The sequence below is a fragment of the Mesorhizobium sp. M1342 genome (assembly GCF_040317955.1).
Lineage (GTDB): Bacteria > Pseudomonadota > Alphaproteobacteria > Rhizobiales > Rhizobiaceae > Mesorhizobium.
Genome location: NZ_JAMYLI010000029.1, coordinates 23364 through 48532 on the forward strand (window position 1 = coordinate 23364; position 25169 = coordinate 48532).

The window sequence follows — 25169 nt, forward strand, 5'->3', positions numbered from 1 at the left end:
GACACAGCTGACGTCCGGGCATGATCAAGCTTCAGTCAGGCTTGTCAACACGAGGACGCGGCAGGGTTCCGCCTGCCAACGGTTTCCTTTCCGGCCGATGACCGGTAGTACCTCCATAGGACAGGGGATCACGCTTTCTTGCGGCGACGCAAAAGGTGTGAATTCCAAGCCCGCCCTATTTCAGACAATTGGATTGTGGCCCCTTTACGAGCGCTTCAGAACTTCATTCCAATTTTAGTTTTGTAATCTAGGTTGTCTTAATGCCGGCGCATGAAGAGCAGATGTCAGGAGGTCGCGCGCCAGGGCGTGCGCTTCCGCGCGCCCTGCTGCTGGCCATGATGTGCTCGACCGTGCTCGCCGCCGAATCGCGCCCGGCGGCCGCTTTCGAGCTTTTCGGCATCAAGCTGTGGGGGTCGTCCAGCGACGAGGATGCCGATATCGTCGATCCTCTGCGGTACGCCGTGACCATTTCCGCCCCCGACGCCGACAAGGATCTGGTCAAGAAGCTCGAAAATGCCTCGGCGCTGAAGAGTGACGAGGAGCGTCCGGTTTCCGGTTCGCTCGGACTGATGGCCAAAGCGCGCAGCGACCGCGAACAGCTTGTCGCCGCGCTCTATGCCGATGCCCGTTACGAAGGCGTCGTCACCGTCACCATCGACGGCAAGCCGCTCGACGATTTGCCGCCGGATGCCGAATTCAAGGGGCCGAAGCCGGTTCCCGTGGTCATCGACATTGTCACCGGGCCGAAATTCACCTTGGGCAATATCCACCTTGAGGGCGATGCGGCAGGGCTGATGAGCGCCGATTACGGCCTGATTTCAGGCGGCGATGCCGGATCCGGCGCTGTGCTCAAGGCTGAAGCCCTGATCGTGCGGACGCTGAAAGAGCAAGGCAGGCCGCTGGCCAAGGTGACCGACCGCCAGATCGTCGCCGACCATGCCACCTCGACGCTCGACGTGACGCTGACGGTCGCCGCCGGGCCGGTCGCCGGCTATGGCGACACCACTGTGGAAGGCACCGAAAAGGTCGACCGCGACTTCACCGAATACATGACCGGCCTCAAGCGCGGCCGGCAATACTCGCCGCAAGAAATCGACGACGCGCGCGACCGGCTGCTGGCGCTCGAGGTCTTCAACAGCGTGACGTTCAAGGAAGCCGACACGCTCGATGCCGACGGCAACATTCCGATCGGCGTCCAGGTCAGCGAGCGCAAGCCACGCTATTTCGGCGTCGGCGGCACTTTTTCCAACACCGAGGGGCTGGGCCTTGAGGGCTATTGGGGCCACCGCAATTTGTTCGGCCGGGCCGAGAAGCTGCGCATCGAGGGCAAGATCAGCGGCATCGGCAGCAACGATCTCGGCGAGCTCAACTACAATGCCGGCATCATGTTCGAAAAGCCGGGCGTGATCGGGCCGGCATCGAAGTTCTTCGCCAGCGTCAAGACGGTGCTCGAACATCCTGACGCCTACGACCATTTCTCGGTCAAGGGCAGCACCGGCCTGTCCTACGAACTGACCAAGAAGCAGACGGTTTCCGCCGAGGTAGCGCTCGACTATTCCCGCATCCACGATGCTTTTGGCAAGCACAAATACCTGATCGCCAGCATTCCGCTGCAATATGTCTACGACAACCGGGACAACCGGCTGAACCCGACAAGCGGCTTCCGGGTGCTGGCCTATGCCGAGCCGAGCTACGACATTTTGAGCGGTGCGGCGTTCCTGAAGCTGAAGGGCGAAGGGTCGGCCTATCAGTCGCTGGATTCGGCTTCGAAGTTCGTGCTGGCCGAACGTGTCGCCATCGGTTCGATCGTCGGCACCAGCCTCGAACATGTGCCGGCCGACCGGCGCTTTTATTCCGGGGGCGGCGGCTCGGTGCGCGGCTACGCCTATCAGGGCATCGGTCCGAAGGATTTCACCGGCCAGCCGATCGGCGGCCTGTCATTCTTCGAAACCTCGGTCGAGATGCGCATCGCCATCACCGATACGATCGGCATCGTGCCGTTCGTCGACGCCGGCACCGTGTCGACCAAGTCGGTCCCCGATTTCTCCGATGTCAAGGTCGGCGCCGGCGTCGGCCTGCGCTATGTCACGCCGTTCGGGCCGTTGCGCATCGATGCCGCCGTGCCGCTCAACCGCGATCCGGGTGACCCGCATTTCGGCATCTATGCCGGCATCGGACAGGCATTCTGAGCGATGAAAACAGTCTGGCGCATCCTCCGCATTGTTCTCTACACGCTGCTGATCGTGGTTGCGGGAGCGATCGGCGCGCTGGTGGTGCTGACCAAGACCGAGCGCGGCCGCGACAATCTCGCCGGCATCATTTCGCGGCTGGCCTCGAACGACGACCGCAAGATCACGGTCAGCGGCATAGACGGCATCTGGTCCGGGGCGCTCAGCGTCGATCATGTCGTGCTGGAGGATCGCGAGGGCGCCTGGCTGGTGGCGCGCAAGGTGGCCGTCGACTGGTCGCCGCTGGCGCTGCTGTCGAAAAGCTTCAGCGCCGACCGTATCGCTGCCGAGCGCATCGAACTGGCCCGCCTGCCGGTGGCCGGCACGCAACAGCCGGCGCCGAGCGGCACGACGACGCTGCCGGTTTCCATCGACATCAAGCAGATCGACCTGCCCGAAATCGCGCTGGGGCAAGACCTTGCCGGCAGCGGCATCGCAGAGCTTGCGGCCAAGGGATCGGTCAAGGCCGATGCCGCGCCACTGGCGGTCGAGACGGTGCTCAACATCACCCGCCATGACGGCAAGCAAGGTAATGTCGACGCCAAGATCCACTTTGCGCCGGCGGACAACAGGCTCGATCTCGACCTGAAGGCCTCGGAGCCGGCAGGCGGTATCATCGCCAACCTGCTCAAGCTGCCCGACACGCCGCCGGTCGACATAAATGTCTCGGGCACCGGGCCGCTCGCCAATTGGAACGGCATCGGCACGTTCTCAGTCGACGGCAAGATCGTCACCCAGCTGACGGGTCGCCATCAACTGACCGACAAGGGCAATCATATCGAGGCCAAGGGCGACGGTGATTTCGCGCGCTTCCTGCCGGAGAATTTGAAGCCGCTGTTTGCCGGCAAGACCAGTTTCGACGTTGCCGGCACCGCCACATCGGCCGGTGGCGTCAGTGTCGACCGCGCCAACATCGACAGCGATGCGGTGCACGGCACCGCGACCGGCATTGTCGATCCTGCCGGCGCCAGCGACCTCTCGGTCGAACTCGCCGCCAAGGGTCCACCCGTGGTGATCAGCGTCGGCAGCAAGGCGCAGCCGATCACGCTGGCGATCAGCAATGCCACCGCCCGCGCCTTCGGCGACGGCAAGGCGCCGATCATCGACATCGGCGCCTCCTTCGTCTCCATCGTCGCCGGCGGCACGCGGCTGGATGATCTGGCGGCGCAGATCCATTCCGACGGCTTCGACATCCAGAACCGCGCCGGGCCGGTCACCGTCAAGCTGGAGGCGGGCGGCCTCAACACCGACGTGGCGACGCTGGCGCCGCTGATCACCGGCAAGATCGATGTCGCTCTGGCCGGGTCGGTCAGCAAGGATGCCATTGCCATCGACCGGGGCACGCTGCGTTCCGACGCGCTCAACGCCTCGCTGACGGCGACGGTGGCGCTTGCCGACCTGTCGATGCAGTTGAAGATGAACGCGGATGCCGTGGCGACGGCCTTTCCGCCGCAGATCGCCTCGGTGCTAGGCGCCCGGGTGAAATTCTCAGCCAGCGCGACCCGCGATCCGCAGGGATCCTTCGCCGCCAACTCGATCGAATTCACGTCCGGCACGCTCAGCGCCGCCGGCACGGCCAGCATGCAAGGCACCGACATCCAGGCCGACATCAAGGGCAAACTGGGCGATGTTTCCGTGCTGTCGCCGACAGTCGGCGTGCCGGTTGCCGGTAGCGTCGATTTCGCGCTGTCGGCAAGTGGCGCCATGACGGCGCCGGATTTCACGGTTACCGCCGATAGCGACAGCCTGACGGCATCGGGCCGCACGGTGAAGACCATCAAGCTGACGGCAAACGGCAAGGCCGATATCAACAGTCCCGCCGCCAACGTATCGCTGACCGGCTCCGTCGACGACCAGCCGCTCGACATCAAAGCAGCGCTGGTGACAAGCGAAGGCAAGCGTTCGATCAACGGATTCCTGGTCTCGCTGGGCGACAACAAGGTCTCGGGCGATCTCGCGCTCGACGACAAATTCATGCCGCTCGGCACGCTGACGCTCGATGCACCTGCCATCGACCAGCTGGCCGCACTGGCCGGGCAAGCGGTGACGGGCGATATCGACGGCACCATCCGCTTTGCCAAGGAGGGCGACGCGCCCTCCGTTGCGATCGATGCCAAGAGCACGTCGATCGCGCGCGGTGAGGTGACGGCCAAGGCCATCACTGTCAATGCGCTGATCGCCAATTATCTCAAGGCGCCTGCGATCGCCGGTTCGATCAAGGCCGGCAGCGTCACCTCGGGAACCACCGAAATCGGCGATATCGGCGTCGACCTGAAGCGCGATGGCGACTGGACCAATTTCACCGGCGGCGCCACCATAGCTGGCATTCCGGCAACCGCTGCCGGCCGGGTGAAGATCGCCGACGGCACGACCAGCATCGAGATTGCCTCGGGCGAAGCCACTGTTCGCGGCATCAAGGCGGCAATCGCCCAGGCGTCGACACTGAGCATTGCCAACGGCACGGCCAGCATCGAAAGGCTGGCGCTCGATGTCGGCGGCGGTTCGGTGACCTTGTCGGGTACCGCCGGCCAGACGCTCGACCTCGCGGCGCAATTTTCGGCACTGCCCGCGGCGCTCGCCAATGAATTTTCGCCCGGCCTCGATGCTGTGGGAACGCTCAGCGGCACGGCTGGTGTGACCGGACCGCCGGCCGCGCCCGATGTCCGCTTCAATGCGCAACTGGCCGGAATCGAAACCAGCCAGACCCGGCAGGCCGGGCTCGGACCGCTCGCCGTCGATGCGGCCGGCAGCTACACGATTGCCGGCGGCGTGATGCTCGATCAGGCGACGCTGACCGGCGACAAGATTTCCGGCAAGGCGACCGGCACCCTCAACCCGAACGGCGCCAGCGATTTTGTGCTCGATCTCATATCATCCGGCCCCAGCTTGCCCCTGACTGTCGGCAGCGCCGAGAGCCCGGTCAAGATCGAGGTTCAGTCCTTGTCGGCAAAGGTGGCGGGCGAGAGCACGCGGGCCCGCCTGGATGTCTCCGCGATCCTGCCCTCGATCGTCACCAGTCCGGCGAGGGTGGACGGGCTTGCCCTGGCGTTGCATTCGGATGCGTTCGATCTCAAGAACCGTGCAGGGCCGGTTTCCGGCACAGTGTCGGTGGACAAGGTCGGTCTCGACAATCCGGTGATCGCGCCGCTGATCGCCGGCAAGGTCACGGCAGCCGTCAGCGGCCGCCTGACGGCCGACCTGTTTGCCATCGACAGCGGCTCGCTGAAGAGCGATGCGTTGAACAGCCAGGTCGCCGGCCAGGTATCGCTGCGAGACGGTGCCATCGACCTCAATCTCAAGGCGGATGCCCCATCGTCGGCCTTGCCGGCGGCGGCGCGCGGCATCCTTGGCGAACGCGCTGAGATCAGCGCCACGCTGAAGCGCGATCCCAGGGGCAGCATCAACATAGGCGGATTGAAGTTGACCTCGGGTGCGCTGACCGCCGACGGGCAAGCCAGCCTTGCCGACAACAAGGTGGCCGCCGACATCAAGGGCGCGCTGAGCGACATCTCTCTGCTGTCGAAGGATGCCAAGGGCGCCATCGCCTTTGCGTTGAAGGCACAGGGGCCGGCCACCGCGCCGGACCTGTCACTGACGGTCGACAGCGACAGGCTGCTGGTGGCGGCGCGAGAGATCACCGGGTTGAAGCTGACCGCCACCGGCAAGGCCGATGCCGCCAATCCGGCAGCCAACGTGCAACTGACCGGCAATGTCGCCGGCCAGGCGCTGCAAGGCAGCGCGGTGCTGGCGACGGCTGACGGCAAGAGCGCCATCAACGGGCTGCTGCTGTCGCTCGGCAAGAACAGGATTTCAGGCGATCTGGCACTGGACGAGAAGTTCGTGCCGGTCGGCACCATCGCGCTCGACCTGCCTGATATCGGACCGCTGGCGGCACTGGCGCTGGAAAAGGCCGAAGGCGACGTACGCGGCACGATTGCCTTCTCGAAGAATGGCGCAGCACCCCAGGTCGCCATCAAGGCGGCGACAGCGTCGATTACGCGCGGCGACCTGCAGGCGAAAGCCGTCTCGATCGATGCGCTGGTCGCCAACTATCTGGCGGCGCCCGTGATCTCCGGAAAGATCCGCGCCGACACCGTCACGTCGGGCGGCACCGTGATCAGCGGCATCGATGTCGATTTGAAGCGCGACGGCGACTGGACCGGTTTTTCCGGCGGCGCCACAGTCAAGGGCATTCCGGCACAGGCTGCTGGCCGCGTGAAAGTGGCCAACGGCACGACGACCATCGAGCTTGCCTCCGGCCAGGCGACCGTCCAGGGCATCAAGGCGGCCATTGCCCAAGCCTCGACCGTCAGCATCGCCAATGGCACGACGACGCTGGACAGGCTGGTGCTCAACCTTGGGGGTGGCACGGCGACGGTGACCGGCAAGGTCGGCACGGCGCTCGACATCAATGCGACACTGGCGCGGGTGCCGATGTCGCTGGCCAACAGTTTCTCGCCGGGGCTCGACGCCGCCGGCTCGATTTCGGGCACGGTCAAGGTGACGGGCGCGCCGGCGAACCCTGCCATTGCCTTCAAGATCGACGCGGCCGGGGTGCAGACCTCGCAGACCCGAGGTGCTGGTGTCGGCGCGGTGAATATTTCCTCATCCGGCACCTTTGCCGCCAGCAAGCTGACCTTCAACGCCAATGTCAGCGGTGCAGCCGGCCTAGGTCTCAAGGGCGGCGGCACGGTGACGACGGCAGGCACGCCGACGCTGGCGCTCGATTTCAATGGAGCCGTGCCGTTCGGCCTGCTCAGCCAGAAGCTTGCCGCGCAGGGCCTGTCGCTGTCTGGAACCGCCAATGTCAACGTGCAGGTGCGCGGTCCCGCGACATCGCCCGTCATCGGTGGCAGCGTCAGCACCTCCGGTGCGCGCCTTGTCGATGCGCGCTCCGGCCTCGCCGTCAACGATCTCGCCGCCGATGTCACGATTGCCGGCGGCGTCGCCAGGATCAACCGGCTGACCGGAACGCTGTCGACGCGCGGCAGCCTGTCGGCCAGCGGCACGGTCGGCATCAACCCGGCGCAGGGTTTTCCGGCCGATTTGTCGATCAAGCTGGTCGACGGCCGCTATACGGACGGAAGGGTGGTGACCGCCAATCTCGGGGGCGACCTGACGATCAAGGGACCGCTGACCTCCGCACCGGTCATTGCCGGCACCGTGAATCTCGCCAAGACGGTGATCACGGTTCCGGACAAATTGCCGGGCTCGCTGGCGGCGCTCGACGTCAAGCACAAGAACGCGCCAGCTGCGGTCAAGGCACAGGACAAGGCGCTGCGGCCGCCGACGACCAGCGGCAAGGGCGGCGGTAGCGGCCTTGCGCTCGATGTCACGGTCAACGCCCCGAACCAGATCTTCATCCAGGGCAGGGGCGTCGATGCCGAACTTGGCGGCTCGCTCAGGCTGACCGGCCCGGCCTCGTCGCCGCAAGCGGTCGGCACCTTCACCTTGCAGCGCGGACGGCTGTCGATCCTCGGCAAGCGGCTGACCTTCACCGAAGGCACGGTCGGGTTTTCCGGCTCGCTGGTGCCCTATCTCAATTTGACGGCGACCACGACGACGACCAGCGCCACCGTCACCATCGTGGTGTCGGGCGAAGCGACCAATCCGAAGTTCACCTTCTCCTCGGTGCCGGCGCTGCCCGAGGACGAGGTGCTGGCGCAATTGATCTTCGGCCGCTCGATGTCGAACCTGTCGCCGCTGCAGATCGCCCAGTTAGCCGAGGCCGCCGGGCAACTGGCCGGCGTCGGCGGCTCGACGTCGCTTCTGGAAAACCTGCGCAGCGCCATTGGCGTCGACGATCTCGACGTCACCACCGACGACCAGGGCGGCACGGCGGTTTCGGCGGGCAAATACCTCAACGACCGCACCTATGTCACGATCCAGAAGGGCGACAAGCCGGGCTCGGGCAAGGCTACGATCGACCTCAATGTCGGGCGCGGCGTCAAGCTGCGCGGCGAGGCCAACGATGCCGGCGAAGCCAAGGGCGGCATCTTCTACGAGAAGGAATACTGATAATTCGGCAGGGCTTTTGGCCTCATGATGGATCGATTCTGGCGCTGTTCGGGCTGGAGTAAATGTCTCAGTTTAATCGACTATCGAGATTCCAGAAGAATCCATCGGACAGTAGCAAATTTGCGCCAAGACTGTCGTTATCACGCGAACCGCTCCCCTTTCAAAGTTGCACATTCCCTAACATGTTCTCAATCCACGCCGTCTTTGACATCATGGCCTGGATGCGGAATGTTAAAAGGCGGAAAGCCAACAATGGGAGTTAAGTCATGACAATTTATAAGAGTAATGGCGATCGCGTTCCGGATCACATCCTGGCCATGGCCGAAGAAGCCAAGGCAGGCAAGGTGGACCGCCGCGAATTCCTGGCCATGGCCAGCGTCTTCGGCGCATCGACGGCAATGGCTTACGGCTTGCTCGGGCTCGCCGATCCGACGCCGGCGAAGGCCGAAGAGGTAAAGGGCAAGAAGGGCGGCACGCTGAAGATCGCCCAGTGGATCAAGGATCCCAAGGACCCGCGCAAGGCCGACTGGTCGGAAATCGCCAATGCCGAGCGCCAGGCGCTCGAGCCGTTGGTCAAGTACACGTCCGAATACACGTTCCGCCCCTATCTGCTGGAAAGCTGGGACGTCAACGACGATGCCACGCAGTACACGCTGCATGTGCGCAAGGGCGTCACCTGGTCGAATGGCGATGCCTTCACCGCCGCCGACGTCGTCTTCAACCTGAAGCGTTGGGCCGACAAGAAAGCCGAAGGCAATTCCATGCCAGGCCGTCTTGGCTCGCTGGTCAAGGACGACAAGCTCGACGAAAGCGCCGTGACCATGCCGGACGACCACACGGTCGTGCTGAAGCTCACCAAGCCGGACATCGCGCTGATTCCGAACATGTGCGACTATCCCGGCCTTATCGTCCACAAGACCTTCGACGAGAAGGGCGGCGACTTCAAGGCCTGCCCGATCGGCACCGGTCCGTTCGAACTCGTCTCCTACGATGTCGGTCAGAAGGTGGTCTACAAGCGCCGCACCGACGACAAGTGGTGGGATGGCGAAGTGTTCCTCGATGGCCTGGAATTCATCGACTACGGCACCGATCCGGCAGCCATGGTCAGCGCTTTCGAAGCCGGCGAAGTGCACACCAATTTCGAGACTTCGGCCGACTATGTGTCGATCCTCGACGGCATGGACCTGGTGAAGTCGGAGATCGTCACCGCGTCGACCATCGTCTGCCGCACCAACGTCAACAACAAGCCCTATGGCGACCAGAAGGTGCGCAACGCGCTGCAGCTTGCGGTCGACAACAATGTCGTCTTGCAGCTCGGCTACGGCAATGCCGGTTCGGTCGCCGAAAACCACCATGTCTGCTCGATCCATCCGGAATATTACGAGCTGCCCAAGGTTGCCCGTGATCCGGCCAAGGCAAAGGCGCTGATGGCGGAAGCCGGCCAGGCCGACTTCGAACACGAGCTGATCACTGTCGATGAAGACTGGCACAAGAACACCGGCGATGCGATCGCCGCCCAGCTGCGCGACGCCGGCATCAAGGTGAAGCGCACCGTTCTGCCGGGTTCGACGTTCTGGAACGACTGGACGAAGTATCCGCTGTCGATGACCAACTGGAACATGCGCCCGCTCGGCGTCCAGGTTCTGGCCATCGCCTATCGCACCGGCGAGGCCTGGAACGAGGCCGGCTGGTCGAATCCGGACTGGGATGCCAAGCTGAATGCGGCGCTCGCCGTTGCCGACGCCGCCAAGCGCAAGGAGATGATGAAGGAAATCGAGCAGATCCTGCAGGATTCCGGCATCATGATCCAGCCGTACTGGCGCAAGCTCTACAGCCACTCGGTCAAGGCGGTGCAGAATTACAAGATGCACCCGACCTTCGAGCGCGACTACGGCAAGATCTGGCTCGACCAGGCTTGATCGCACCGACATTGGGGGAAGAGGCTCGCTCCCTTCCCCCGCTCTTTGCATCGTCCGTCCCTGCTGGTCCGCACTTTCTCAAAAAAATTGCGGACTCGCGGGCAAGGCCATGCAACAAAAACAGGGTTGATCGCATCCGAAGGCCTGTTTGACAGCCAGCCCCGCCGGTTACGGCAGGGTTGGCTTTCATAGCCGGCTCAAACCCCAACCCATCGGCAGGGGGCCGCCATGCTTTCCTTCGTTATCAGGCGTCTTGGCACCATGGCATTGACGATGCTGTGCCTGACCATGGTCGTCTTCTTCCTGATCAACCTCGAACCCAATCTGAAGAAGCTGGCGATCAGCCAGACCGAAATGCATACGTCGGCCGAGCAGCTCGAGAGCTGGCTGGTCAACCATGGCTATCGGCAGAACTTCTTCGTCCGCTATGGGCAGTGGCTGGGCGTGGTGCCCAAGCAACCTGTGACAGACCCGGCGACCGGCAAGCCGGCGCAGCGTTTCTCCTTCTGCAACGATCCGCTCGTCCCGACCTTCGCCGGCGTTTTCCAGGGCGATTTCGGCTGCTCGACCAAGTTCAAGGCGACCGTCGCCTCAAAACTGTTTCCGGCACTTGGCGCTACGGGCATCCTGATGTTCTGGGTGCTGATGGTGATGGTGCCGATCTCGCTGCTGATCGGCATTCTGGCCGGCATGCGCGAGGGGTCGCGAACCGACCGCGTGCTGTCGGTGGCATCGATCGCCTCGACGGCGACGCCTGAATATGTGTCGGGCGTCATTTTCACCGTCATCTTCGCCTCATGGCTAGGCTGGCTGAACGGCTCGGCGGCTTCGGCCAGCCAGGGCATCACCTTCTATAATTTCACTTTGCCGGTGATGACGCTGGCGATTTACGGCATCGGCTACATCGCCCGCATGACGCGTGCCTCGATGGTCGAAGTGATGACGCAGCAATATATCCGCACTGCCAGGTTGAAGGGTCTTTCCTTCGGCAGCGTCGTGGTCAAACATGCCTTGCGCAACGCGCTGATCGCACCGTTCACCGTCATCATGCTGCAGTTTCCCTGGCTGCTCACCGGCGTCGTCATCGTCGAGGTGATGTTTCGTTACCAGGGCTTCGGCTACACGCTGGTCGAGGCGGCCGGCAACAACGACATCGACCTTTTGCTCGGCTGCTCGCTGGTCTCGGTGTTCATCGTCTTGATCACGCAGCTCATTTCCGATGTCGGCTACGCGTTTCTCAATCCGCGTATCAGAGTCCAGTAGGGAGCGAAGCGGATGCCGGTTCAATACATCAGTGGCTTCACCGTCGTTCTCGAAGTGCTGTCGCGCTTCTGGCCGGTCTGGATCGCGCTCGTCATCGTCATGGGCGCGAGCTTCGCCTACAAGAAGAAGCTGGCGCTCTACGGCCAGCTGTTCGACAGCGGTGTCGGCATCGTCGGCGTCGGCATCTGCCTGTTCTGGCTGTTCACGGCAATCTTCGCCGCGACCGTTTCTCCCTTCGATCCGCTGGCCCAGATTCCCATCATGAAGGATGTGCTGCCGGGCGCCGTCGAACCGAAATCGGGACTGGCCTATCTGTTCGGTGGCGACAAGCTGGCACGCGACGTGTTTTCGCGCATGGTCTATGGCAGCCAGATCGTGCTGATCATCGCGCCGGCGGCAACCGGCTTCGCGCTGATGGTCGGCATCACGCTCGGCCTACCCGCCGGCTACTACGGCGGCAAGATCGACACCGTGCTGTCGTTCCTCGCCAATCTCGTGCTGGCCTTCCCTGTGATCCTGCTGTTTTATCTTTTGGTGACGCCGGGCATCATGGACACGCCGATCCCCTATGGCATGGCCGGCGTCTTCTTCCTGTTCCCGATCATCTTCTTCACGGTGCTGTTCTGGACGCGCTACAAGAACCGCCCCGACCGGCTCTACATCTTGCTCGGCATCACCTTGATCCTCGGCGGCTGGATCTATGCCGGCCTTGTCTTCGACGCCGATCCGCTGAAGATCGTGCACATCGATCCCAACCAGCTCAACATCTTCGTGGCGGTGGTGTTCGCGTCCAGCCCCGGCGTGTTCCGCATCGTGCGTGGCCTGGTGATGGACATCAAGACGCGTGACTATGTGGCGGCGGCGCAGACGCGCGGTGAATCGCCCTGGTACATCATGCTATGGGAGATCCTGCCCAATGCGCGCGGGCCACTGATCGTCGACGCCTGCCTGCGCATCGGCTACACCACGATCCTGCTCGGCACGCTCGGTTATTTCGGCCTTGGCCTGGCGCCGGAAAGTCCGGACTGGGGCACTGCGATCAAGGACGCCAGCCGCCTGCTGCGCTCCTTCATCCACCCGGCGTTGCCGCCGACGATCGCACTGATGTCGTTCGTGCTGGGCTTGAACCTGCTCGCCGACTCGCTGCGCGAACAATCGATGAAAGACTGATCTCGCGGGTTTCGACCCGATGCGCCTGATAGAAACAGGCCTAGAAGAACCAGGATTGGAGCGACCCATGAACGAGGCAGTTCGAAATCCCGCGACGCCAACCAATGGGCCGGCCAACGCGCCGATCATCGAGATCGAGAACCTGTCGATCTCCTTCTTCACCCGCAAGGGCGAGATCCCGGCGGTCATGGATTTTTCCTGCACCGTCATGCCCGGCGAGGCGATGGGCATCGTCGGCGAATCCGGCTGCGGCAAGTCGACCGTGTCGCTCGGCATCATGCGCGACCTCTCCAACATCGGGAAGATCGTCGGCGGCAAGATCAAGTTCCAGGGCAAGGACATGGGCGAGCTCTCCGACGAGGAGTTGCGCTCCATTCGCGGCAACAAGATCGCGATGATCTACCAGGAGCCGATGGCGAGCCTGAACCCGGCGATGAAGGTCGGCCAGCAATTGATGGAAGTGCCGCTGATCCACGACAAGGTGTCGAAGGAAGAGGCCCATAAACGCGCGCTTGACATGGTGCGCGCGGTCAAGCTGCCTGATCCCGAGCGCATGATGCGCTCCTATCCGCACCAGCTCTCGGGCGGCCAGCAGCAACGCATCGTCATTGCCATGGCGCTGCTGTCGAAGCCGGCGCTGCTTTTGCTCGACGAACCGACGACGGCGCTCGACGTGACGGTGGAGGCCGGCATTGTCGACCTGGTCAAGGGGCTCGGCGAGAAGTTCGGCACGTCGATGATTTTCGTGTCGCACAATCTCGGCCTGATCCTGGAAACCTGCGACCGCATCACGGTTATGTATTCGGGCGAAGCGGTCGAAACGGGCAAGATCAAGGACGTGTTCGACCGGATGCGCCACCCTTATACGCAAGGGCTGTTCCGCTCGATCCCGCTGCCCGGCGCAGACAAGAATTCGCGGCCGCTAATTTCGATCCCCGGCCAGCTACCGCTGCCGCACGAGCGGCCCAAGGGCTGCAATTTCGGCCCTCGCTGCCACCATTTCGTCGAGGGCGTCTGCAACGCCGCCGAAATCCCGATGATCGAGGTCGCGGGCCACGAAGGCCATTTCTCGCGCTGCGTGCGCTTCAACGAGATCGACTGGGAGGCGCTGCCGCCCGGCGCCAAGAAGGTCAATGAGCGCGTCGTGCCCGGCGCTCCGGTGCTCAAGATCGAGGATCTCAGAAAATACTACAGGGTCGGCGGCAGCGAGGTGTTCGGCTCGAGCGAGGGCCGCGTCGTCAAGGCCAACGAGACGATCTCGTTCATGGCGCGGGAATCCGAGACGGTTGCCATCGTCGGCGAATCCGGCTGCGGAAAGTCGACGCTGGCCAAGGTGCTGCTTGGGCTGGAGACGGCAAGTGCCGGCACGGTGACGCTGGGCAACAAGGAAATCCAGTCGACGGGCATCGAGAAGCGGAGCGTCGACACGGTGTCGTCGATCCAGATGGTGTTCCAGAATCCGTTCGACACGCTCAATCCCAGCCATTCGGTCGGTTCGCAGATCATCCGCACGCTGGAGAAGTTCAATGTCGGCAAGACGGTTGCCGATCGCCGCAAGCGCATGCTGGAACTGCTCGACCTGGTGAAGCTGCCGCGGGCATTCGAAACCCGCAAGCCGCGCCAGCTATCGGGCGGCCAGAAGCAGCGCATCGGCGTGGCGCGCGCCTTTGCCGGCGACGCCAAGGTGGTGGTGGCCGACGAGCCGGTCTCGGCATTGGACGTGTCGGTGCAGGCGGCGGTGACCGAACTGCTGATGGACATCCAGCGCAAGAACAAGACGACAATGCTGTTCATCAGCCATGATCTGTCGGTCGTGCGCTACATCGCCGACCGCGTCGTGGTCATGTATCTCGGCTATATTGTCGAGCAAGGCACGACCGACCAGATCTTCGCGCCGCCCTACCATCCCTATACCGAGGCGCTGCTGTCGGCGATCCCGATCGCTGACACCAGCGTGGTCAAGCGGCACATCGTGCTGGAGGGCGACATTCCCTCGGCGATGAACCCACCGTCCGGCTGCCCGTTCCAGACCCGCTGCGGCTACAAGAAGCTGGTGCCTGACAATCTGTGCGAGACCAAGGTGCCACCGGTCAAGCATCTCGGCGGCGGCCATATGAGCCTGTGCTGGCTCTCCGACGACGTGCTGGCAACGATGGAGCCGGTGATCAAGTTCGACAAGGAGCACGCCGCGCACGAAGGCGTGCCGGATGACGCGCCGCATGGCGATGGCCCCGGTTTTGCCGGCACGCCACCGAAGCGTCCGCGCGGCAAGACGGGCAGCGCGGAAGCCGATGCAGCGAGGCAGGCCGGCGAGGAGACGGAAGCCGTTTCGAAAGCCCGCCGTCACGAGGTCCGCGACGAGGTTTCGGAAACCGGCGATACCCCAAAGCCGGGCGTTTCTAGGAAACCGAACTGACCGGCATCAGGCAATGCCATCAATTTCATATGCTGCGCAAAACATGCGTCCCTTGAGAATCTCAGTCTGTTGCTCTATGTGATGCGTGATGTTTGATGCTTGGAAAGGAGGACGAATTGTGAGAACGACACTTGCAATCGATGATGATGTCCTTCTTGCCGCCAAGGCTATGGCGCGGCAGCAGGATCGCAGCGTGGGAGAAGTCATTTCCGATCTGGTTCGCCGTTCGCTGCGTCGGCCGCAGGCGGGCGGTGAGCGCAACGGCATTCCCTTGCTTTCGTCGCGGCCCGGCGGGCCGATGGTCGATCTCGAAACGGTCAATGCGCTTCGCGACGAGCTGCCGTGACCTTCCTGCTCGACGTCAATGTGTTGATTGCGCTGATCGATCCGGCTCATGTCGCGCATGACGATGCCCATCGGTGGTTCGAATCCACCGGGCATCACTCATGGGCCACATGCCCCATCACCGAGAATGGCGTTATCAGGATCGTGGGCAACCCCAAATACCCCAACTCTCCTGGCTCCCCTGCCGTCGTCGCGCCGATCGTCGGCAAATTGCACGCACTTGCCGGACACCAGTTCTGGCCCGATGACATTAGCCTTGTCAGTTCCAGAGAGATCGACGCGGGCAAGATCCTGACTTCGACGCAAGTAACCGACAGTTATCTGCTGGCGCTGGCCAAGTCGCATGACGGCGAGTTGGCGACGTTCGACCGAAAGCTATCGACGACGGCGGTAAAATCAGGGAAGGCAATCCTTCATCTGATCCCAAGCAAGTGAATCGCTGAGATCTTTTCTGCTCGAGGGGCGACATCGCTTTTCGCAGCGCCAAGTGATTTCACTTGGCTGCGTAATGCTCCGGCAAAGTCAGTTGCCGCACTCGCTCAGTTGCTGCGCATAGTCCCGCGCCATCTTGTCGGTGGCCCGGGCATAGCCCTGGACGCCGGCATCGCCCCGGTTGCCGCGGCCATAGGCGGTCCAGCCGAGATAGTAGGCAAGATAGAGGTTGTAGGTATCGTTGCGGGCAACGCCATACCTGTCTGCGGTCTTGGAATGATACCAGCCGACAAAGTCGACGGCGTCGGCGAATTTCGTCCGCCGTGCCGCCCAGTTGCCGGTCTCGCGCTGATATTGCGACCAGGTGCCGTCCAGCGCCTGCGAGAAGCCGGTGGCCGACGAGACATGCTTCCACGGAATGAAGCCGAGCAGCTTGGTGCGTGGCGGCCGTGCATTGCTCTTGAAACCGGATTCTTTGCGCACCGTCGCCATCAGCACGGGAACGGGGATGCCGTATTTCTGCTGGGCGCGCTCGGCGGCCGACTGCCAGTTGTCGAACCAGCCGTCATTCTGGTCGAAGACGGCACAGACATTGTTGATGTGGCTGGGCGGCGTGGCGCAGGCCGAAAGCGCCAGCAGCACGCAAACCGCACCAATTTTACTAAAACTCGAACTACGCATGGGCAGAGCAATAGGCCGAAATCATAAAGGGAATCTTGCGGCGTCCGTTAACGCTTCGCCGGCGCAGTCTCTAAGGAAATCCAGTATCGATAATCCGACGCACTTCGTCGCTTTTTCTAAACAGACATTGCAGAAATGCCGCCGTGGCTAAAATCGCGCCCGCAGACGACGTATTTCTGACAGCTTGCCCGGTTTGCCGGGGCTTTGATACCGGCATGAACGAACCAAGACGCAAACGCGGCGCCGAGCGCACCAGCAACAGAGGGCCATCGGCCATCCCGCAACTGTCGCTCAGGCGGGTGACAAATCCCTATCCGCCAATGGCGATGCTGTCGCCCGACCAGATCGAGCAGATCCATCAGGCGTCGATGCACATATTGGAGAATTTCGGCATCGAGGTGATGAGCCCGCGGGCGCTGTCGCTGTTCGAGAAGGCCGGCGCCAAAGTCGATCATGCCTCGGCGAATGTCCGCATCGATCGCGGCCTGGTCGAAGACGTGCTGAAGACCACGCAGTCCAGCTATGTGTTGACGCCGCGCAACCCGGCCAACGCGGTTCATCTCGGCGGCAACACCATCAATTTCACGCTGGTTGCCGGACCGCCCAATGTGCACGATATGGAGCGCGGCCGCCGCGCCGGCAATTTGCGCGACTATGCGGATCTGACCCGGTTGGCGCAGCATTTCAACTGCATCCACATGCTGGGCAACCAGGTCTGCGCACCGGTGGAACTGCCGGCCAATTCCCGCCATCTCGACACCTATTTCACCAATCTGACGCTGACCGACAAGAGTTTCCATGTCTCGGCGATCGGGAGGGGCAGGGCGCTTGACGGCATCGAGATGATGGCGATTTCGCGCGGGCTGACGCTCGATCAGATGCGCGACGATCCCGGCATCACCACGATCATCTCGGTCAACTCGCCGCGCCGCTTCGACGAGATGATGGCCGAAGGACTGATGACCATGGCCGAGTTCGGCCAGTCGGTGGCGGTGACGCCGTTCACGCTGATGGGGGCGATGAGCCCGGTGACGCTGGCTGGCGCGCTGGCGCAGCAGAACGCCGAGGCGCTGTTCGGCGTCGTGCTGACGCAGCTTGTCCGTCCAGGCGCGCCGGTCATGTATGGCGCCTTCACCTCCAATGTCGACATGAAGTCCGGCGCGCCGGCCTTCGGCACGCCTGAGAACACCAAGGCCAACATTGCGTCGGGGCAACTGGCGCGGCGCTACGGGCTTCCGTACCGCACGACGCCGGGCTCGGCTTCCAACGCTGCCGATGCGCAGGGCGCCTATGAGACGCTGATGGCGCTGTGGGGCGCGGTGCTCGGCCACGGCAACCTCGTCTACCACGCCGCCGGCTGGCAGGAGGGCGGGCTGACGGCGTCGTTCGAAAAATTCATCATCGATGTCGAGATGATCCAGCACATGATGGAGTTCTTGCGCCCGATCGAGGTCAATGAGGCCGAGCTCGCCGTCGAGGCGTTGGGCGCGGTGCCGACCGGCGGCCATTTCTTCGGCGAACCGCACACGCTGGAGCGCTACGCCACCGCCTTCTACCAGCCGATGCTGTCCAACTGGCAGAATTACGAGGCGTGGCAGGAGGCTGGCGGGCTCGACGCGACGGCGCGCGCGACGCGGCTGTGGAAGAAGGCGCTGGAAGACTATGTCGAGCCGGTGATGGATATCGCCGTGCGCGAGGCGCTGGAGGCTTACATGGCCAGGCGCAAGGAAGCGATCGGGCAGGGCGAGCCGTGATCGTTCCCAGCTTGAATCCACTCACCCATCCAACTCACTGATAACAGAGCAAAACTCATGAAATCGCATGCAAAGGTCGTGGTCATTGGCGGTGGCGTCGTCGGGTGCTCCGTGCTGTTCCATCTCGCCCGCCACGGCTGGACCGATGTTGTCCTGCTGGAACGCGACGAATTGACGTCCGGCTCGACCTGGCACGCGGCCGGCGGCATGCACACCATCAATGGCGACCCTAACGTCGCCAAGCTGCAGAAATACACGATCAACCTCTACAAGGAGATCGAGGAGCTTTCCGGCCAGGCGACCGGCGTGCATCTGACCGGCGGCGTGCTTCTGGCGGCAACCGAGGCGCGGCTGGACTGGCTGCGCGGCGTCGTCGCCAAGGGCCGCTATCTCGGCATCGAGCTGGAGGAGATCTCGCCCAACGAGGCGGCCGAACTGATGCCGCTTCTCGACCCCAGGCAGTTCGTCGGCGCCGTCAGGAACAAGGAGGACGGCCATCTCGACCCCTCGGGCGTCACCCATGCCTATGCCAAGGCCGCGCGGAAACTTGGGGCGGAAGTGGAGCGTTTCACCAAGGTCGAGGACATCGTGCGGCGTCCTGACGGGCTGTGGCGCGTCATCACCAACAAGGGCGAGGTGGTGGCCGAGCATGTCGTCAATGCCGGCGGCCTGTGGGCGCGCGAGGTCGGCCGCATGGTTGGTCTCGAACTGCCGGTGCTGGCCATGGAGCACATGTACCTGATCACCGAGGATATGCCGGAGGTCGCCGCCTGGAACGCCAAGACCGGCACCGAGATCATCCACGCGGTCGACTTCGATGGCGAGCTTTACCTGCGCCAGGAGCGCGGCGGCATGCTGATGGGCACCTATGAGAAGGCCAACAAGCCGTGGTCCGAGTACCAGACGCCATGGAATTTCGGCCATGAATTGCTGGCGCCCGACATCGACCGCATAGCGCCATCGCTGGAGGTCGGCTTTCGGCATTTCCCGGCCTTCCAGAACACCGGCATCAAGCAGATCATCAACGGCCCCTTCACTTTCGCCCCTGACGGCAACCCGCTGGTCGGGCCGGTGCGCGGCCTGCCGGGCTTCTGGGTCGCCTGCGGTGTCATGGCCGGTTTTTCGCAAGGCGGCGGCGTCGGCCTTGCTTTGTCGAACTGGATGATCGAGGGCGATCCCGGCGCCGATATCTGGGCGATGGATGTCGCGCGCTACGGCGACTGGGCGACGATGGCCTATACCAACGCCAAGGTGCGCGAGAATTATTCCAGGCGCTTTTCGATCCGCTTCCCCAATGAGGAGTTGCCCGCCGGGCGGCCGCTGAAGACGACGCCGATCTATGATCTGCTGTCTGCTGGGGGTGCGCAATGGGGCGTTGCCTATGGGCTGGAAGTGCCGCTGTGGTACGCGCCGGAAGGCGTCAAGGACGAATTCTCTTGGCGCCGCTCGAGCGACTTCACGCACGTCGCCAGGGAGGTCGCGACGGTTCGTGACGGTGTCGGCCTGTCCGAGATTTCGAGCTTCGCCAAATACAAGGTGACGGGTGAGGGGGCGGCCGCCTGGCTCGACCGGATGCTTGCCTGCAAACTGCCGAAACCCGGCCGCATGACGCTGGCGCCGATGCTGAAGCAGGACGGCAGGCTGATCGGCGACTTCACGCTGGCCAATCTGGGGGAGGACGGCTGGTTCCTCGCCGGCTCCGGCATCGCCGAGCAATACCATATGCGCTGGTTCGAGAAGCACCTGCCTGACGATGGATCAGTCCGCATCGAAGCGCTGGGCGCGAAGCTCACCGGCCTGTCGATCGCCGGCCCGAAGGCGCGGGATGTGCTGGCAAAGGCCACGCGTTCGGATGTCTCCAATGCGGCATTTTCCTTCATGGCCATTGGCCGGATGGATATCGGCATGGCGCCGTGCCTGGTCGGCCGTGTGAGCTATACCGGCGATCTCGGCTACGAAATCTGGGTGGCGCCGGAATACCAGCGCGCCGCTTATCAAGTGCTGATGGCGGCGGGCGAGGAATTCGGCATCGGCCTGTTCGGCTCGCGCGCCCTCAATGCGCTGCGGCTGGACAAGAATTACGGCTCATGGGGGCGCGAGTACCGGCCGATCTACGGACCGCTGGAAGCGGGGCTCGACCGTTTCGTTGCTTACGGCAAGGACGCCGATTTCATCGGCAAGGCCGCGGCGCTGGCCGAGCGCAAGCTGGGCGGCAAATTGCGCCTGCGCGCCTTTATCGTCGATGCCGACGATGCCGATGTCATTGGCGACGAGCCGATCTGGTTCGATGGTGCGGTGCGCGGCTGGGTGACGTCGGGCGGCTATGCGCATCATTCGAAGAAATCCGTCGCCATCGGCTATGTGCCGAAGGAGATCGCCGATGAGAGCGACGGCTTCGAAATCGAGCTGCTGGGCAAGCGCCATGCGGCGCGCATTCAGGCGGTGCCGCTTTTCGACGCCAATTTCGAACGGATGCGTGCCTGAAGCGCTTCGGCTTCGCTGATGCGCTTCAGATTCCTGTTTTGTGCATGTCGTTGTCCCAAAACCGCTGGGCACTTTTGGGCGACATGCACTAGGCACGCCCCTTCTTCTGGGCGTCAGGCGCTGCGGCGGTTGTCCAGCGCGAAGGCGCCGGCGCCCGCAAACACCAGATAGAGGAAGATGAAGCAGAACGAGATCGCCGAATCGCCGCCATTGTTGACCGGGAAGAAGTCGCGCGGCGCGTGCGCCATGAAATAGGCGATCGCCATTTCGCCGGCCAGAAGGAACGCGACCGGCCGGGTGAACAGGCCCAGCGCCAGCAGGATGCCGCCGGCGAATTCGAGGATGCCGGCGGTGAGTGACAGCCCGCTCAAAGCACCGGCGTGGTCGCTGATCGGGAAATTGAACAGTTTCTGGGTGCCGTGTTCGATGAACTGCAGCGCGGTCACGATGCGCAGAATGCCGAGTGCCTGCGGCTGATATTTGGCAAGGCCGTCGAAAAGCTTCATCTAAAACTCCCTTTAGCTTCCGGGATCGGCCATAGTTTATCGCCCGGCATTGGACCATTCCTTTCCCCTGGTTTGCCATCAACAATCAGTGATTGGGAATGTTCCCAATTCCCTTCAAATGTTTCTCGCCAGGGTTGCATTAATACCTCTATGGTTGTATTAATGCGTGTACAACAATCTGAATGTGCGGGGGTCTTGCCATGAAAAAAGTCGTCATCAGCCTGTTCGCGATCGTCGCAGGCACCAGCTTCGCCATGGCCGAGGACGCCGGCTGTGAGGCCTTCAAATGGCCGGTGACGCGGGAGCAGACCCTGTTTGCGGCGGCACCGGCAACGCCGTCCGGAGCGGCGCTGGCGGTTGGTGCGGCTGCGGACCTGGCGCTGGTGCCGGTAGAGAAAGCCGGTTTTGCGGTGGCGCCCGAACGTGCGCCGGCATCAGACACGTTTGGGGCCGTCGCCAGCGTGGAAGTGCCATCCGAGGGAGCCATCCAGATCAGTCTCTCGGGGGAGGCCTGGATCGATGTCATCCAGGATGGCCAGGCCATCAAGTCGGCGGGCTATAGTGGCGTGAAAACATGCCCTGGCATCCGCAAGAGCGTGCGCTTCAAGCTTGCGCCCGGCCCGGCCACCGTCCAGTTCAGCGGCGCGAAAAAAGCTGAGTTGAAGGTTGCGGTGCTGGCGCCGGAATGAGACGGCGCCAGGCAGGGGGGTAAGGCGCCAGGGGTAGAGGCCTTCATCGGTGGTCTGATGAAAACCCGCGCTTTGTTTCAGCGGTGTTCGATCGCGGTCAGCGGACTGGCGCCATCAAGGCGAAGTGCGCGTCTTGCGGGTCCTGGCATTGGACGATCCAACTGCCGCCGGGGACCTCCATCGGGCCCATCAGGATCTTGCCGCCATTGTCGGTGACCCGTTTTGCCGCCGCGTCGATGGCCGCAACGTTGAAGTAGAATTGCCAGACCGGCACCGGGATCTGCTCCGGCTTGTTCATGATGCCGCCGCCGGATTCGGGGCCAGCCGTAAAAGTCTGGTAAGTGCCCATCGGACCCATGTCGAAATCGCCGGCGTCGACCCAGCCGAACTGCTCGGAATAGAAATCGAACGCGGCTTTCCAGTCGCTCGTATAAAGCTCGTGCCAGCCGATGTGGCCCGGCGTGCTGGCCGGCACGACAGGCTGGTCCGGGCCGTTCGGCTGCAGGAACATGAAGGTCGCGCCTTGCGGATCGGCGACGACGGCAAAGCGGCCGACGCCCGGAATGTCGTCGGGCCGCCGGTGAACGGTGCCGCCGGCTGTCTCCAGCGATGCCGTGGCGACGTCGACATCCCTGGTGTGGATATAGCCAAGCCAGGCCGGCGGCATGCCCATCTTGGCGGCATCCTCGGGCAAGGTCATCAGCCCGCCGACGCCACGTTCGCCGACATTCATCACGATGTAGCGCGGCATGCCGGGTGCCTTATCGAAGGGCTGCGCCGTCCAGCCGACCACTTGGGTGTAGAACGCCTCGGCGGCGTCGAGATCTGATGTCGTCAGTTCGTACCAGAAGAAGGGCATCGGGGTTTTTGGCATTTTCGGTCTCCTCACCTTTCATGGATCGTTCGTCGTCCATCATAGGACGATCCTCACGACGGAAATCCGACACCGCCCGGACAACAATGGGCATGCGTGCCAAGCGTTCCCTGGTTGCACGCGCGCTGGTTTTCGATTTCTCTGCGGTCATGAGGGGTTGTCGTCCATGCGCTTGATGTCGCTCACGCCCGAGCTTGTCGCACTGTGCCATCGGGAAGAGGCCGATCCCGGCCCGGACCCGAGTTGGACAGACATGAACGACGAGGATTTCCGCACCCTTGCCTTGCAGCTGTCCAATGAAGCCGATGAGGGACCACTATGGGTGTTCGCTTACGGGTCCCTGATCTGGAAGCCGGAATTCGAGTCGGTCGAGCAACAGCTCGCCACGGCCTTTGGCTGGCACCGCTCTTTTTGCCTCGACATGGTGCGTTGGCGGGGCAGCGCCGAGCAGCCGGGGTTGATGATGGCGCTCGAACGGGGCGGACGCTGCAACGGCGTGATCTACCGCTTGCCGGAGGGCGAAAAGCCGGCGCAGATCGAAAGGCTGCTGCGACGCGAGATCAGCGACCACGAAAGCATCGAGACGGTCCGGTGGCTGCCGGTGCATACGCCGCAAGGTACGCTGCGCGCGCTTGGCTTCTGGGTCGGCGTGAAGGGCAGGGGAACGTCGCTGAACCAGCCGCTGGACAGAGTGGCGAGCGTGCTGGCCAGAGCCTGCGGGCATATTGGATCCGGCGCCGAATATCTCTACAACACGGTCAGCCATCTCGAGGAATTCGGCATCCATGACCGCAATCTGTGGCGGCTGCAGCAACTGGTAGCCGACGAGGTCAAGACCATTCATGGCTGTAAGCTTGAACCCGGCCATTCGCGCGCACTGTAAAAGTGGCCCTCGCCTCCAATAACATGACTAAAAAAATCATGTTATTGTCGAGCCTTTTCAGAGGCTTGCGCCGAAAATTGACCAATTGATAAAAAAATAAAACGTGCTAGCCTTCCGCAAAAGAAAACATGGGGAACTGACGATGCCAGAAGGCCAATTCAGGGAAGGCATTGCGGGCGGCAGGCTCTCGGCCGACCAGTATGCGGACAATTTTTCCGACCTGCATCCGCCGCTCGATCACCACGAGGCGCTGGTCGAATCCGATCGCTGCTATTTCTGCTACGACGCGCCGTGCATGAATGCGTGCCCGACCTCGATCGATATTCCACTGTTCATCCGCCAGATCTCGACCGGCAATCCGATCGGTTCGGCCAAGACCATCTTCGACCAGAACATATTGGGCGGCATGTGCGCCCGCGTCTGCCCGACCGAAACGCTGTGCGAAGAAGTCTGCGTGCGCGAGGTGGCGGAAGGCAAGCCGGTGCAGATCGGCCGCCTGCAGCGCTACGCCACCGATGTCGCCATGGGCGAGAACAAGCAGTTTTATCCGCGCGCCGAGCCGACCGGCAAGACAATCGCCGTGGTCGGCGCCGGGCCGGCCGGCCTTGCCGCCGCGCACCGGCTCGCCCGCCACGGCCATGACGTGACCATCCTGGAAGCGCGCGCGAAGGCCGGTGGCCTCAACGAATACGGCATCGCCGCCTACAAGAGTGTCGACGATTTCGCCCAAGCCGAAGTCAACTACGTGACCGCGATCGGCGGCATCGACATCCAGAACGGCAAGGCGCTCGGCCGCGACTATCAGCTGTCGGACCTGATCCGCAATTACGATGCGGTGTTTCTCGGCATGGGCCTTGGCGGCGTCAACGCGCTGCGTGCTGATGGCGAGGAGGCCGACGGCGTCATCAACGCGGTCGAGTTCATTGCCGAACTGCGCCAGGCCAGCGACCTTTCCGGCCTGCCGGTTGGCCGCCGTGTCGTCGTCATCGGTGGAGGCATGACGGCCATAGACGCCGCGGTACAGTCGAAGCTGCTCGGCGCCGAGGAGGTGACGATCTGCTACCGGCGCGGCCAGGAGCACATGAACGCTTCCGAATTCGAACAGGATCTGGCGGCAGCCAACGGCGTCAGCATCCGCCACTGGCTGCAGCCGAAGCGGGTGATCGCCGAAGGCGGCAAGGTCACCGCCGTCGAACTCGAATACACGGCGCTGAACGGCGACAGGCTTGCCGGCACCGGCGAGACACTGACGCTCGTTGCCGACCAGGTGTTCAAGGCGATTGGACAGAGTTTTGTGCCGGTCGCCCTTAATGGCAGCGGTGCGTCGATCGATCTTGAAGCCGGCCGCATCAAGGTCGATGCGGAAGGGCGCACTTCTCTCGCCAGGGTCTGGGCCGGCGGCGACTGCATCTTCGGTGGCGACGACCTGACCGTCTCGGCGGTCGCGCAAGGCCGCGACGCTGCGGAGAGCATCAATCGGGCACTGACCTCGAACGGGAGGGCATGA

Annotated in this window: 16 protein-coding genes; 13 read left to right on the forward strand and 3 right to left on the reverse strand. The window is 63.1% G+C overall.

Features of this window, described 5'->3' with window-relative positions; all coding sequences use genetic code 11:
• Positions 1-260: 260 nt before the first annotated feature.
• The 8 genes from NKH06_RS25770 (at position 261) to NKH06_RS25805 (ending at position 15794) form a co-directional block, all read left to right on the forward strand.
• A complete protein-coding gene (locus NKH06_RS25770; protein ID WP_352894532.1) occupies positions 261-2189 on the forward strand; it encodes an autotransporter assembly complex protein TamA in 1929 nt (642 codons plus the stop codon).
• A 3-nt stretch (positions 2190-2192) separates the two neighbouring features.
• The gene (locus tag NKH06_RS25775; RefSeq protein WP_352894533.1) at positions 2193-8246 is read left to right on the forward strand and encodes a translocation/assembly module TamB domain-containing protein; all 6054 of its coding nucleotides are present in this window, start codon (positions 2193-2195) and stop codon (positions 8244-8246) included.
• 266 nt (positions 8247-8512) lie between these two features.
• Positions 8513-10165 carry an ABC transporter substrate-binding protein gene (locus NKH06_RS25780; protein WP_352441159.1) on the forward strand — a complete coding sequence of 551 codons (1653 nt, stop codon included), beginning with the start codon at positions 8513-8515 and terminating at the stop codon, positions 10163-10165.
• A gap of 228 nt (positions 10166-10393) precedes the next feature.
• Positions 10394-11428, forward strand: coding sequence for an ABC transporter permease (locus NKH06_RS25785; RefSeq protein WP_023813216.1), 1035 nt, complete (start codon positions 10394-10396; stop codon positions 11426-11428).
• A 12-nt stretch (positions 11429-11440) separates the two neighbouring features.
• Positions 11441-12598: an ABC transporter permease gene (locus NKH06_RS25790; RefSeq protein WP_128303438.1), complete on the forward strand. Its 1158-nt coding sequence runs from the start codon at positions 11441-11443 to the stop codon at positions 12596-12598.
• 67 nt (positions 12599-12665) lie between these two features.
• The gene (locus tag NKH06_RS25795; RefSeq protein ID WP_128303439.1) at positions 12666-15014 is read left to right on the forward strand and encodes a dipeptide ABC transporter ATP-binding protein; all 2349 of its coding nucleotides are present in this window, start codon (positions 12666-12668) and stop codon (positions 15012-15014) included.
• A 118-nt stretch (positions 15015-15132) separates the two neighbouring features.
• On the forward strand, positions 15133-15360 hold the full coding sequence (locus NKH06_RS25800) for a ribbon-helix-helix domain-containing protein (protein ID WP_023813213.1): 228 nt from the start codon (positions 15133-15135) through the stop codon (positions 15358-15360).
• The gene (locus tag NKH06_RS25805; protein ID WP_023813212.1) at positions 15357-15794 is read left to right on the forward strand and encodes a TA system VapC family ribonuclease toxin; all 438 of its coding nucleotides are present in this window, start codon (positions 15357-15359) and stop codon (positions 15792-15794) included. Before NKH06_RS25800 ends, NKH06_RS25805 begins: the two co-directional genes overlap by 4 nt.
• An 87-nt stretch (positions 15795-15881) precedes the next feature.
• Here NKH06_RS25805 and NKH06_RS25810 read toward each other — a convergent pair whose 3' ends face one another.
• Complete coding sequence (locus NKH06_RS25810; protein WP_352441157.1) at positions 15882-16472, reverse strand: transglycosylase SLT domain-containing protein; 591 nt, start codon at positions 16470-16472, stop codon at positions 15882-15884.
• Between the two features lie 215 nt (positions 16473-16687).
• Between NKH06_RS25810 and NKH06_RS25815 the strand changes: the two genes are divergently transcribed.
• Together NKH06_RS25815 and NKH06_RS25820 are read left to right on the forward strand one after the other, a co-directional pair.
• Positions 16688-18226: a trimethylamine methyltransferase family protein gene (locus NKH06_RS25815; RefSeq protein WP_352441156.1), complete on the forward strand. Its 1539-nt coding sequence runs from the start codon at positions 16688-16690 to the stop codon at positions 18224-18226.
• Positions 18227-18283: 57 nt separating this feature from the next.
• Positions 18284-20710, forward strand: a complete 2427-nt coding sequence (locus NKH06_RS25820; protein ID WP_352894537.1) for a GcvT family protein — start codon at positions 18284-18286, stop codon at positions 20708-20710.
• Positions 20711-20823: 113 nt separating this feature from the next.
• On the opposite strand, the gene NKH06_RS25825 is transcribed toward NKH06_RS25820, so the two are convergent.
• Positions 20824-21216, reverse strand: a complete 393-nt coding sequence (locus NKH06_RS25825) for a DoxX family protein (RefSeq protein WP_352551715.1) — start codon at positions 21214-21216, stop codon at positions 20824-20826.
• A 200-nt stretch (positions 21217-21416) separates the two neighbouring features.
• On the opposite strand from NKH06_RS25825, the gene NKH06_RS25830 reads away from it, so the two are divergent.
• Positions 21417-21905, forward strand: a complete 489-nt coding sequence (locus NKH06_RS25830; RefSeq protein WP_206638022.1) for a hypothetical protein — start codon at positions 21417-21419, stop codon at positions 21903-21905.
• A 97-nt stretch (positions 21906-22002) separates the two neighbouring features.
• On the opposite strand, the gene NKH06_RS25835 is transcribed toward NKH06_RS25830, so the two are convergent.
• Positions 22003-22779, reverse strand: coding sequence for a VOC family protein (locus NKH06_RS25835; protein WP_352894541.1), 777 nt, complete (start codon positions 22777-22779; stop codon positions 22003-22005).
• A gap of 166 nt (positions 22780-22945) precedes the next feature.
• On the opposite strand from NKH06_RS25835, the gene NKH06_RS25840 reads away from it, so the two are divergent.
• Together NKH06_RS25840 and NKH06_RS25845 are read left to right on the forward strand one after the other, a co-directional pair.
• A complete protein-coding gene (locus tag NKH06_RS25840) occupies positions 22946-23662 on the forward strand; it encodes a gamma-glutamylcyclotransferase (protein WP_352894543.1) in 717 nt (238 codons plus the stop codon).
• 142 nt (positions 23663-23804) lie between these two features.
• The gene (locus NKH06_RS25845; RefSeq protein WP_023813204.1) at positions 23805-25169 is read left to right on the forward strand and encodes an NAD(P)-dependent oxidoreductase; all 1365 of its coding nucleotides are present in this window, start codon (positions 23805-23807) and stop codon (positions 25167-25169) included.